A 12,609-nucleotide genomic window follows, 5' to 3' on the forward strand; every position below is an offset into this window, starting at 1 on the left:
ATTCATCACGTATTACTACAGTGAAATCCAGCCCTAACAAAGTGAGGTGTCGTACATTGGCAATAGAGATAGCGAAAGTAAGTACTTCAAAAGGGAAGATCCAATATCATTGGAGCGGGAACGGCAAACCCAATATCGTTCTCATTAACGGTGGTTCAGGACCCATAGAAGGCTGGATGAAAATTCTACCTGAACTTTCAGAGACGTCATCTGTCTTTTCCTATAATCGCTTTGGTGTTTCGGGTAGTGATAAGCCGCAAGAACCCCAAGACGGACTCACAATTGTAGAGACATTACGGGAGGCACTAAAGATAGTAGGATTTGAACCCCCATTCTTGCTAGTTGGACATTCATTAGGGGGATTGTATGCAAATTTATATGCCCGGCGTTACCCCAACGAAGTAGCTGGCATCGTCTTTTTAGAATCCAGCCATCCAAAAGATATCGGCCTTGATCAATATCAAGGTAAAGTAGTTAAAACCATTAACAAAATACTCTCCATGTTTGATTCCTTGTCTCCCCATAAACCATTCAATGAAGTTCATTTTGTCAAAAGAACAGTAGAACAAATCCATGCAATCGATTATTTTCCCGACATCCCTGTTTATGTGATTACAGGGGGGAAAGAAAATCGTATGATGCCAGAGGAAGTGCGCAAAAAACGAATCGAGCATCAGTTGGAACTGCTTTCATTATCAAGCAACAGCAAACATATCCTCGCTGAAAACAGTGGACATTTTCCTCAATTTACCGAGCCCAGAGTCGTCATTGATACGATCAAAGACTGTATCGAACAAATACAACAAAAAACGCTGTAGCCCACCTGCCAAGCCGCGCTTTGCAGTTCATTCGTCAGCCAGTTAGTACATATCCTTTGTAGCAAAAGTGTAACGGAGCTTTTCGCCTATTCGTGATATCCTGAAGATAGCAGCAATACCGATCACGCAGAAAGGAAGAGGTCCATGTCAGCTGAGAAAGAGTCCCGACTCTGCCAACGCTCCAAACAGATTCATAACCGTACGTTTGTCGTGACCTGCAAAGAGTTTTTGGTGAAGCAAGCAGACTTTCTGTTGGACGTATTCGCCGATGTAGAAGACGAGATTGGTCCTATCAAGAACGGTGCGAAAATTCAGGTAGGCTGGACCATTCTGCTGGTTTTCGAACGGGATGGGTATATGGAGATCGTGGCACCCGACTACGATTCGAATCCTTTTTCCGAAACTACTGCTGACTTGTCAGTGTCCTTGGTTGTGCAAATGGCGCAAAACAACTGTCTGCAAACCGTGCGAGCCGAAGGGGAATCTGCTTTGTTCCAAGATAAAATGGTGGTGGCAAAAGGTGCATTTGAACAAGAACACGTCTATTTGCAGCGTGCTGAAGATGTTCAAAAAGGTGACTCCGGATGGTATCTCGGGCCCGTAGAAGGCGAAGTAGACAGTGACCAGCTAGCGTCCTACTACGTTTACGAACTGCTAAAGCTACGTCCGTCTCTTTTGCAAGCATTGGCTCTGCCACGAGGCTACATTGTCGTTTTCCAAGGAGATCAGATTGAAGCAGTCTTGGATGAGCACGATGAAAATGTATGGCCGACACTCCATTAGCGGCTGCTGTTTAAATCCGCCGATACTTTATTCACGAGCTGATCCGCTTGCCGCGTCGTTTCGGGCAAACGATATTTGGGAGAGAGCTTGGTGATCCATGCGCATGCAGTTGGCAAAGAGATTCCGTGTCCGATCGAGACGAAGATCGGTTTGATATTCGGTTGTGTGCGCAAGACTCCACCGATGATCTCACCCTGATCAATCAAAGGGGAATACACGCCTCTTTCCTGTGCTGGTTCTTCGTATTCACCTAACAGTCTCGTTTTCCCACAGCCAATGGTAGGAATGTCAAACAGGACGCCCAAATGACTGGCTAGTCCGAATCTTCGCGGGTGAGCGATTCCTTGCCCATCGCAGACGACGAGCTGCGGTGTTGTTTTTAGCTCCTGGAATGCACGTACCAGTGGAGGCAGCTCTCGAAAAGAGAACAAGCCGGGAATATAGGGGAACTCAACGGTGTCTTGAATAACGACAGACTCGACGACTTGCAGGGAAGTGGCGTCGAGGATTACAACACCAGCAACTAACAAATCAGACTCGGCATGATAGGCGACATCTACTCCAGCGATAAAGCGTACGTCCGCTAGTTGATCTTCTTTTTTCACTTGCTGGGCTAGTTGTCGCTGTAAGTTGATGGCCTCTTGCTCATCAATGTTCCAAGGATGTTGGATAATCGGCTCCATCTGGTTACCTCCGGATGATAGAAGATTTGTTCATTATATCCAAAGGAGGCGCTGTGCTCCAAGTCTTGGGAACAATCCTTTAGAAAATACGTTGACTTCTCGGATGAAAAGCACTATTTTGTAACCGACCGAATCATCATGTTCGAGATGGAACGAGGAGGGCTCGTTGTGAAAATCGCAGTAGTAGGAAGCATCAATATGGATCTCGTAACCCATGTACATCATTTGCCCAAAGCAGGAGAAACGATCACAAGCCATCACTTCGAGCTGATCCCGGGTGGAAAGGGAGCGAATCAGGCAGTAGCGGCTTCTCGCCTAGGTGCGCATGTCTCCATGATTGGAATGGTAGGAGAAGATGAGAACGGCCAGGTCATGGTCAAAGGGCTAACGGATGCGCACGTTCACATAGAAGGGATTAAACGCTCGGGTACGACAGGCATGGCTTTTATCAATGTCAGTGATGATGGGGAAAACAACATCGTGCTCGTTCCGGGTGCGAATGCGCTCGTCAGTACGGAGCATATTGCAGACAATCTGTCTATTTTAAAGGACAGCGACGTCGTATTGCTCCAACTGGAAATCCCGATGAATGTCGTGGAATATACAGCCAAAGAGGCTGCTCGACACGGCAAGCTGGTCATTTTAAATCCGGCACCTGCACGCGAGCTATCCAGTGAGCTATTAACCCATGTACATACCCTAACCCCAAATGAAACAGAGCTTTCTATTCTCACGGGAATGCCTGTATCCACGATAGACGAAGTGCATGCCGCAGCCAAAAAGCTTTTGTCTGGCGGACCAAAGCGCGTCATCGTGACGTTGGGGGAAAAGGGCGCTCTCTTAGTAACCTCCGATGAGGCGACCCACATCCCGGCTTTCCGCGTAGAGCCAGTGGATACAACTGCGGCAGGCGATTCCTTTACGGCAGCATTTGCGGTTGGGATCACACAAGGAATGACAGAAACGGAAGCGGCCACTTTTGCCAGCAAAGTAGCAGCGATTGTCGTTACAAGGAATGGTGCGCAACCATCCCTGCCTACGTTCGATGAAGTACAAGCATACTCTTTTTAATGGGGGGAGAATAATGAAGAAGGTCAATTTAGCTGAAAAGTTTTCGTTATTCCATGAGCATTGGAATCCCAAAATTGCAGGAGAACTTAATGATTCCTATGTAAAGCTAGCGAAATTGAAAGGAGAGTTTGTCTGGCATCAGCATGAAAATGAGGATGAGATGTTCTTAGTTGTGAAAGGGCAACTGCTTATCAAGTTTCGTGATAAAGATGTTTGGTTAAACGAAGGGGAATTTCTCATTGTTCCAAAAGGTGTAGAGCATATGCCGGTTGCAGAGGAAGAGGTTCATGTATTGTTGCTTGAACCAAAGACGACGCTGAATACTGGCGATCAAGTAAACGAAAAAACAGTAACAGATTTAGAGACGATATAATCCATGATCAAGCCTATTTTGAGAGATGATTTTCAAAATGGGCTTTTTCTATATGCATGGATGGATTACAGTTGCAGACATCTCATTTGTTGACCGATCGGTACATAATGTGTAAAATTTCCATAACAGTTGGAAACGAAGGGAGGATTCCGTTGAGCAAACGCGGCAGACCTCGTGATTTTGATTACACTTCTATCGTAGATGTGGCCATGAAAACATTTTGGTCAAAAGGCTACAATGGTTGTTCTACGCATGATTTATGCAGTGATACTGGACTAGGAAAAGGCAGCTTGTACAATACGTTTGGCAGCAAGCAGGACCTGTATCTAGCAGTGGTGGAACACTATCACGAAACGGGTATTCGTGAACAGCGGGCATTATTGGAAAGTCCGGGTTCCGTGAAAGAACGGCTGCAAAATTTTTTAGCTTGGGCATTGGTGGAAGACTTTGAATCAACGAATCCAAAGGGATGTTTGTTGATCAATGCGGGATTGGAACGGGCAAAAGACGATCCCAAGATTGAAGAAATCGTCTCCAGACATGTTGAACTTCTCAAGCAAACCATGGAAAAAGTGATGGAGGAAGGCTTGCAAACGGGCGAAATCTCCAAAAAACGATCTGCTGTGGATTTGGCAAGCCTATTTTTAAGCAGCTACTACGGCTTCCGTGTGTTGAATACATCTACACAAAATCGGACATTGGCTGAACAAATCATGAATGGCACCATGGAATCTATCTTCGGCGCGTAATGCGCTCTTTTTTTGAGTGATTTTTGTACCGATTGTTACAATAATTAGCGAGGGGTGTTCCTTCATGCCGTCGATGATTTATTTGTTAGCGGTAGCGATTTTTGCAATGACAACTTCTGAATTTATGGTGGCCGGGATGATGAATGAGCTTGCCGATGATTTCGGTGTATCGATTCCCTCCATCGGGTATTTCATAACGGCGTATGCGGGTGCAATGGTGATAGGAGGCCCGATCCTAACAGCAACTCTCCTGCACATTCGCCGAAAACAAGCGCTGCTTTCATTGGTTGCCGTCTTCTTTATTGGTCAAGCGTTAGGAGCAATGGCTTGGAATTACGAGTCGATGATGCTTGCGCGTATCCTAACGGGTATCGCTTCATCCGCAGCGTTTGGCATCTCCGTCAGTATTTCAGCCAGCTTGGTTCCCCCTCATTCACGGGGAAAGGCAGCTTCGATTGTTTTGGCAGGCTTAATGATTGCTACTGTCATCGGACTCCCTCTGACAACCGTGATTGCACAATATTTCGGCTGGAGAATGAGCTTTTGGGCTGTTGCAGTAGTCGTATTATTATCAGGGATCTTGATTCAATGGTTGCTCCCTTCCTCCGCACAAAAAGACCAGATGAATGGAAAGGATGAGCTTGCCAGTTTTCAAAATCCGCACCTTTGGGCCGCGTATGCAACGAGTATGCTAATCATTGGCGGTACCTTCGCAGCGTTTAGTTATTTTACTCCGATTCTTACGGATGTAACGGCATTTTCGGCTGCGAGCATCCCGTATTTGCTTGCCCTTTATGGGGTCGCGACCGTGATCGGAAATATCGTGATTGGCAGATTTGCTGATCGTTTCACCATGCGAATCCTTGTAACGGGATTAAGCATGCTCGTAGCGGCATTGGTTCTGTTTGCCGTAGGCGCCGAAAATAAATGGATCGCTGTGCTGTCCATTGTTCTTATTGGGTTGACGGGCGTAGCGATGAATCCGGCCATGATCGCACGCGTCATGAATACAGCAGGCAGTGGGACAATGGTAAACACGGTGCATACTTCCTTTATTACATTAGGTGTTGCGATTGGATCTTCCTTAGGGGGGATCGGGATCAGCAGTGGCTATGGGCTTGTTTCACCATTGTGGGTAGGTGCTTGTTTAGCTGGTATTGGGTTACTTTCAATCGTTCCCTATCTGCAAAAGAGCAAAGTGTAAAAAACCATACAATCCCTCTTGAAAGTCAAAAAAGGTCAAACTATAATAAAGTCAACGAAGGTCAGGGAAGGTCAAAGATCTTCTGAATTCCAAAACAACGCTTTTGGGGGGATTGAATATGCATTGTGAAATCTGCAAACAACGAGAAGCAACTGTGACTGTTCATATACGTGTACAAAATCAGCAACAAAAATACGATCTGTGCCAGGATTGCAAAACAAAGCTGACCAACAAAATGGGAGTAGGGATGGGCTTTAGTCCTTTCTCCTCCTTCTCTGGACTGGATGAGTTCCTGCAAGGCTTTGCCCAAGGCCGGGTGAATCCGGGCAAATCGTCCAGCCAACCGCAGCCACAAGCACCAGAGCGTGGCGGAGGCATCCTCGATGACCTGGGCCGTAATCTAAACGATGCGGCACGTGCCGGACTGATTGATCCTGTGATTGGACGCGAACAGGAAATTGAGCGTGTTATTGAGATTTTGAACCGACGCAACAAGAACAATCCGGTTCTGATCGGGGAGCCAGGAGTCGGGAAGACAGCGATTGCGGAGGGTCTCGCCCTGCGTATTACGGAAGGGCAAGTACCGACCAAGCTGAAAAACAAGCAGGTGTACATTTTAGATGTCGCCTCTCTGGTTGCAGGAACGGGAATTCGCGGACAGTTCGAGGAAAAAATGAAGCAAGTGATTGCCGAGCTGCAGAAACGCAAAAACGTCATTTTGTTTGTGGATGAGATTCATCTCTTGGTGGGAGCAGGCTCAGCGGAAGGATCAATGGACGCTGGGAACATCCTGAAGCCTGCACTGGCTCGCGGTGAGTTGCAGCTGATTGGGGCAACTACGTTAAAAGAATATCGCGTGATTGAAAAAGACGCTGCTCTGGAGCGCCGCCTGCAGCCAGTCATGGTCAAGGAACCAACCGTAGAACAAGCCATCGAGATTTTGAAAGGATTGCGTCCGAAATACGAAGCATTCCACCAAGTCGCATACTCGGATGATGTCATTCGTGCCTCCGTGGAATACTCCCATCGCTACATCCAGGATCGCTTCTTGCCTGACAAGGCGATTGACCTCATGGATGAAGTGGGCTCGCGTTTGAACCTGCGATCCTCCGCGGTTGATACGGCAGAGCTGCATGAGCGGCTGGCGCAAATCAATCAGGAGAAAAAGGAAGCAACGGAGCAAGAGGCTTACGAACGAGCTGCCCGTCTGAGAGACGAGGAAGCGGGTATTCTAGAGAAGCTGGATCAGATCGAGGGCAAAGAACAACGCATCCAGGTTGACGTCACGGACATTCAAGCCTTGATCGAGCAAAAGACTGGGATTCCTGTTACGAAGCTGCAAAGTGATGAGCAGATGAAAATGAAAAACCTGGCAGCTCATTTGGAAGCAAAAGTCATTGGTCAATCCGAGGCGGTCACACAAGTAGCGAAGGCGATTCGACGCAGTCGTGCAGGTCTGAAACCGAAAAACAGACCGATTGCTTCCTTCCTGTTCGTCGGTCCGACTGGCGTAGGGAAAACAGAGCTGTCCAAAGCGCTGGCAGAGGAGCTGTTTGGTACCCGCGATTCCATGATCCGCCTCGATATGAGCGAATACATGGAGAAGCACTCGGTATCCAAATTGATTGGTTCTCCTCCTGGCTACGTCGGGCATGAAGAAGCAGGTCAGCTGACAGAGCGCGTACGCCGCAACCCGTACAGCATTATCCTGCTGGATGAGATCGAAAAAGCACACCCGGACGTGATGCACATGTTCCTGCAAATTCTGGAGGATGGTCGTCTGACAGACAGTCAGGGTCGTACAGTGAATTTTAAGGAGACGGTCATCATTGCGACTAGCAATGCCGGTGTGAGCGAGCGTAAAATCTCCGTTGGCTTTGGAGCACAAGCACCCGAACCTGCAACCGTGCTGGATTCTTTGGGAGCGTACTTCAAGCCGGAGTTCCTGAACCGCTTCGACTCGATCATCTCCTTTGCCCATCTGGAAAAACAGGATTTGGTCAAAATCGTCGATCTGCTGCTGCAAGATGTCATGGGCAATCTGTCTGAGCAAGGAATGGAGATCAGCGTGACAGATGCCGCAAAAGAAAAGCTGGCTGAGCTGGGCTACAACCCTTCCTTCGGAGCACGTCCATTGCGTCGCGTGATTCAGCAATACGTCGAGGATGGCATTGCGGATTTGGTGATGGAAGAAGACAATGTAACAGCCATGGTCATTGATGTAGAAGATGATGTGATTCGTGTGAAAAAAGGATAACAGTCGTAAAAAAAGAAACCCCAATGTGGGGTTTCTTTGCTTTTTGTTATCGACTTTATTTATTCATGACTTTCTCATTGATGCCATTACTGACGCCAGTACTTTCCATTTTCAGCTGGCGGCGCTTGGTGACGATTTTCTTCACCCATAATCCAACCAAGATGAGCGGCACCACGGTGAGAAAGATATAGAGAGAAACGTCATGGACCATATTTTCCGCCATTTTGCCGTAAAAATAAAACAAAAATCCGACTGCGTAAAATTTGACTGCCCGTCCAATTGCCGCATACCCGATCAATTTCCACAACGGGAAGTTCAAGCAACCCGACATGATTGTAAATACTTTAAACGGAATCGGTGTAAACGAACCAATGAAGATCGCGACTTCGCCCTTCTTTTGAAACATCTCTGTGGCAGAATCAATCCATTCCTTTTTGAGGATTTTGTACAGAACGGATTTGCCTAGTACTTTACCGAGAAAATAACCGACGGGTGTCCCTAACAGACAAGCGATGTAGCCTACCGTTGCAATCCACAATGCCTGCGAAGGATCAACAAGGCTGAGTGGCACTTGAAGAAAGAAGGCAGGAACGGGAAAAATGACTGCGTCTGCAAAAGAATGGATGAACATTCCCATATAGCCGTATTCCATTAAGAAATCTAAAATGTTCTGAAACATCTATTTCTCCTTTGTCATTCTATCGTTAACTGCCAGTCATCAACTCAATCGAGTCGGATCGTACCAGGTCTGCGCGCTTTATCGGAATATTCAGCTTCACACCGAGTAAGCCCAACAAATTATATGTGTATAGATGCGATTCTACTTCAAACTGGCCGACTATGGAACGAATTTTTTTGAATTGGGATTCACTTACTATACAACGATTTACCACAACTATGTTCCTGTATCTGATAATACGATGTAGAGCGTTCTCGGGTTACTCAACAATCACACTTTTATTGGTTGTCCAAAAACGCACCCTCGCCGGATTTTATCTGCGACTTAAGGCGGATAGGTTATCGGTGCATGCGGCGTAACACATCCATCAGCACATGAATCCCTTGCTCAATCACTGCTTCCTTGGCATAGGACACATTCAGCTTCAAAATATTTTCTTGCGGAAATCCCATCAAGTAATTTTTATCAATAGAATCCACGAGGATCGAGCGTTTTTTTAACTGGCTGATAACAGCGGGAACTGGGAGGGAATCGTTCAAAACAATGTGCGTATGAATCCCCGGATAAGCAAGGGGCAAAAAGGTGAACAGATGCTCTTCATTCGCTGCGAAATGGTTCAAGGACGCCATCAGCAGGTTGGATCGCCGATGATAGGAACTGCGTATTTTTTGCTTGTGACGCTCGAACATTCCGCTTTTTAGGTAAATTTCCAACGCAGCTTGGGATAGCATGGAGCTGTCGATATCCATGAGTCGTTTGTGCTGGTTGAAGGAATCCTTTAGCGCGTCAGGTATAACGGCTACACCCAAACGCAGACCGGGAAAAATAATTTTGGAATAGCTTTTTACATAGATGGTGCGAGAATAGCGGTCATAGGCAAAGAGGGGATCGGCTTTGCTGTCCTGCTCAAGATCTGCCATGTAATCGTCTTCCACGATATAGACGTCGTACTGTTTGGCAAGCTCCACAATGCGCTGTTTATCCTTTCGGCTGTACGTCGTACCGAGCGGGCTATGATAGCGAGGCATCGTATAGAAAAACTTGATCTCTCCCGTTCGGAAAATAGACTCTAGCTCTTCTAAATCGATTCCTTGGGCAGTGCGCTTGATTCCGACGACAGGATGCCTGCGTACTTGCAAACTTTCAATGAAAAGGTGGTAGCTGGGCTGCTCAATCAGAATCGTGTCTTTGCCATTTGGAAAAGGAAGACTGCACAGCAAGGATAGTGCTTGTTGGACACCGGAGGTAATGAAAATATTGCCCGGGTCCGTAAAAACTTGATGGTTCCCAAGCAGCTTGGCGACGACGGCAATGAGCGATGGCAAGCCTTGTGTGGTTCCATATATGAAAAGATCGTTTTTATAAGTTTCAATTGCTTTATTGATGCAGTGTTGAAAGTCGATATAAGGAAAGAGGTCAGGATCGGGAGCAGAGGTCGCAAAATCGATCGTCGACGTATCTGCGGGTTGTATCTTCCTTTGTTTTTTCACGACATAGTAGCCGCTTCGGTCGACCGAGTAGATGAGATGACGCTTTTCGAGCTCATCCAAGGTGCGGATAACGGTACTCTTGCTGCATTGGTAGCGAGAGGCGAGCTCCCGAATGGAGGGAAGCCGGTCGCCGTCTCGATAGGAGAGGCTTTCAATCAACGTTTCGAGTTCATTTTGAAGCTGCAAATATTTGTGCATCCAAAAAACATTCCCTTACCGCTGAATTTGTATCGGTACAGTTACTCCTTTTTTGCATTGTAGCACGATTGATCCCCCATTACTATTAACCTAAGACGGCCGTCTGTAAAAAGTCCCCAGTAGGAGAGATACATCCGATGAAAGACCAACAAAAAGCGATTGTTGCGGCATTACTGAATGCAGGGATTACCGGCTTGTCGTTTTTGTTTCTGAAAATGGCACTCGCTGTAACCAATCCGGTTGATACTTTGGCACACCGTTTTACTGTGGCCTTTATCGCTGCTTCCATTCCGATCGTGTTTGGGTGGATCAAGCTGTCCATCAAACCAAAAGACATGCTCACAATTATACCGCTTGCCATGCTGTATCCCATTCTGTTCTTTACTCTTCAGGCGTTTGGACTGGTGTATACCACTTCATCTGAAGCAGGGATTATTCAAGCAACCGTTCCGATTTTTACCATGATCATGGCGGCATTCTTTTTGGGAGAGTCTTCTACCTGGCTGCAAAAGCTGTCCACGCTTTTATCCGTAGGAGGTGTCGTGTACATTTTTGCCATGAAGGGGCTGGGGGTAAGCTCAGGCTCAGGGAGCAGTATCGGTACCATTCTCATCCTGTTATCCGCGTTTTCTATGGCGGGGTATAGTGTACTGGCGAGGAAAATGACAAAGTCCTTTCATTATATAGACATGACGTATATGGTGGCGTTACTCGGATTTATATTTTTTAACGGCTGGTCAGTCATTCGCCATAGTGCAGAGGGGACCTTGTCGACGTATTTTGCCCCTTTCGCCAGCTCGGCCTTTATCATCTCGATTGTATTTTTGGGGATACTGTCCTCGCTCATGACGTCTTTTATGACCAACTTTGCCTTGTCCAAGATGGAGGCATCCAAACTCAGCGTGTTTAACAATCTGTCTACATTGGTTACCATCGTGGCAGGTGTTCTCTTTTTGCAGGAACAATTGGCATACTACCATCTCATTGGCGCAGTGATGATTATTATCGGGGTGATTGGGACGAATTTCCTAGGGGCAAAATCGAAAAACCAAAATCGCACGCCTCAAACGAAATCAACCTCTGTGTGAGAAAATAAAAAGGATAAGCAACAGAGCGAATGTTTATTCATTGGCTCTGTTTGTTTTTGTGGAGGAATCGCTCTGCTTTGCTGGTCGCAAAAAAATCGTTCCAGACTTGGTGAAACTGTTTACAAATCGTAGCATACACGATATAGTTACCTAGATTGTATGAGTATAATGACATATGGTGAGATGACGGAATGAAAAAAATTATACATCTGGATTCGATTGAAAAGAGATTTGCAGATACTGTCGTCGTCCCCTCTTTTTCTCTCTCCATTGAAGAAGGGGAGTTTTTGACGTTACTCGGCCCAAGTGGCTGCGGGAAAACGACACTGCTGCGAATGATTGCTGGCTTTGAGCAGCCAACGACAGGGGAAATTTTCATGGACGAAAAGCCACTTAAGGCTGTGCCGCCGTATCAGCGCGATATGAACATGGTGTTCCAGCAATATGCTTTGTTTCCACACATGACCGTGGAGCAAAACATCCTGTTTGGTTTGAAAATGAAAAAAGTGAACGCATCTGAACAACAAAAGCGTTTAGAGGAAGTACTTCAGTACGTCCAACTGACAGAATTGCGGAAGCGCACGCCAAAGCAGCTGTCTGGCGGACAACAGCAACGCGTAGCAATCGCACGGGCGATTATTAACAACCCACGCGTTCTGCTTCTGGACGAGCCTCTAGGTGCTTTGGACTATCAATTGCGAAAAAGCTTGCAGCTCGAACTGAAAAACTTGCAGAAGAACTTAGGGATAACGTTCATTTACGTCACACATGACCAGGAAGAAGCGATGGCGATGTCCGATCGAATCGCGGTCATGAACAAGGGACGAATTGAACAGATTGCTTCTCCAGCAGAGATTTACAACTCCCCGCAAACCTTGTTTGTGGCTACCTTTATTGGGGAAAACAACATTTTCCGGGAAAACGGAACGAATGCAGCCGTACGTCCAGAAAAGATCAAGTTGTACCCGGTTGACTCCGAAAAGGACAAGCACAAGAAGCTGGGCACCATTGCTGACGCGGTGTTCCTCGGCAATTTGCGCAAGGTATTTATCCGCCTCGAGGGGCAGGATATGACCGTAATGGCACACCAGTACGCAGGTGACGGTCTGGACTGGCAGGTGGGAGATCAAGTGGCCATTGGCTGGGCACAGACGGACGAGGTGATTCTTCCTTGTTAAACAAGAAGCCGGTAAAACTGCTCGCGCTTCCCGCCCTT

General features: G+C 46.9%; 12 protein-coding genes. 9 read left to right on the forward strand and 3 right to left on the reverse strand.

The window, feature by feature from the left end:
* Positions 1 to 56 precede the first annotated feature (56 nt).
* Together EL268_RS07880 and EL268_RS07885 are read left to right on the forward strand one after the other, a co-directional pair.
* Complete coding sequence (locus tag EL268_RS07880) at positions 57 to 818, forward strand: alpha/beta fold hydrolase (RefSeq protein WP_106656953.1); 762 nt, start codon at positions 57 to 59, stop codon at positions 816 to 818.
* A gap of 144 nt (positions 819 to 962) precedes the next feature.
* Entirely contained in the window at positions 963 to 1,601 is a 639-nt protein-coding gene (locus EL268_RS07885; RefSeq protein ID WP_106656954.1) for an immunity protein Imm33 domain-containing protein, read from the forward strand.
* Here the strand turns inward: EL268_RS07885 and nfi are convergent.
* Positions 1,598 to 2,284 (reverse strand): deoxyribonuclease V, encoded by a 687-nt coding sequence (gene nfi, locus EL268_RS07890; protein WP_106656955.1) that lies wholly within the window; start codon positions 2,282 to 2,284, stop codon positions 1,598 to 1,600. The genes EL268_RS07885 and nfi overlap by 4 nt on opposite strands.
* A gap of 168 nt (positions 2,285 to 2,452) precedes the next feature.
* On the opposite strand from nfi, the gene rbsK reads away from it, so the two are divergent.
* From rbsK to EL268_RS07915, 5 genes are all read left to right on the forward strand, one after another.
* Positions 2,453 to 3,355 (forward strand): ribokinase, encoded by a 903-nt coding sequence (gene rbsK, locus EL268_RS07895; RefSeq protein ID WP_106656956.1) that lies wholly within the window; start codon positions 2,453 to 2,455, stop codon positions 3,353 to 3,355.
* A 10-nt stretch (positions 3,356 to 3,365) separates the two neighbouring features.
* Complete coding sequence (locus EL268_RS07900; RefSeq protein WP_197724048.1) at positions 3,366 to 3,728, forward strand: cupin domain-containing protein; 363 nt, start codon at positions 3,366 to 3,368, stop codon at positions 3,726 to 3,728.
* A 152-nt stretch (positions 3,729 to 3,880) separates the two neighbouring features.
* Positions 3,881 to 4,477 carry a TetR/AcrR family transcriptional regulator gene (locus EL268_RS07905; RefSeq protein WP_106656958.1) on the forward strand — a complete coding sequence of 199 codons (597 nt, stop codon included), beginning with the start codon at positions 3,881 to 3,883 and terminating at the stop codon, positions 4,475 to 4,477.
* A 64-nt stretch (positions 4,478 to 4,541) separates the two neighbouring features.
* Positions 4,542 to 5,681, forward strand: coding sequence for an MFS transporter (locus tag EL268_RS07910; RefSeq protein ID WP_106656959.1), 1,140 nt, complete (start codon positions 4,542 to 4,544; stop codon positions 5,679 to 5,681).
* Positions 5,682 to 5,799: 118 nt separating this feature from the next.
* Complete coding sequence (locus tag EL268_RS07915; RefSeq protein ID WP_106656960.1) at positions 5,800 to 7,938, forward strand: ATP-dependent Clp protease ATP-binding subunit; 2,139 nt, start codon at positions 5,800 to 5,802, stop codon at positions 7,936 to 7,938.
* A 55-nt stretch (positions 7,939 to 7,993) separates the two neighbouring features.
* Here the strand turns inward: EL268_RS07915 and EL268_RS07920 are convergent, their stop codons facing one another.
* Positions 7,994 to 8,617 carry a YqaA family protein gene (locus tag EL268_RS07920; RefSeq protein WP_106656961.1) on the reverse strand — a complete coding sequence of 208 codons (624 nt, stop codon included), beginning with the start codon at positions 8,615 to 8,617 and terminating at the stop codon, positions 7,994 to 7,996.
* 338 nt (positions 8,618 to 8,955) lie between these two features.
* Positions 8,956 to 10,305 carry an aminotransferase-like domain-containing protein gene (locus EL268_RS07925; protein ID WP_106656962.1) on the reverse strand — a complete coding sequence of 450 codons (1,350 nt, stop codon included), beginning with the start codon at positions 10,303 to 10,305 and terminating at the stop codon, positions 8,956 to 8,958.
* Positions 10,306 to 10,442: 137 nt separating this feature from the next.
* On the opposite strand from EL268_RS07925, the gene EL268_RS07930 reads away from it, so the two are divergent.
* Positions 10,443 to 11,393, forward strand: coding sequence for a DMT family transporter (locus EL268_RS07930; protein WP_106656963.1), 951 nt, complete (start codon positions 10,443 to 10,445; stop codon positions 11,391 to 11,393).
* Between the two features lie 191 nt (positions 11,394 to 11,584).
* Positions 11,585 to 12,571, forward strand: a complete 987-nt coding sequence (locus tag EL268_RS07935; protein ID WP_106656964.1) for an ABC transporter ATP-binding protein — start codon at positions 11,585 to 11,587, stop codon at positions 12,569 to 12,571.
* Positions 12,572 to 12,609 lie beyond the last annotated feature (38 nt).

The sequence above is a fragment of the Brevibacillus brevis genome, assembly GCF_900637055.1.
GTDB lineage: Bacteria > Bacillota > Bacilli > Brevibacillales > Brevibacillaceae > Brevibacillus > Brevibacillus brevis.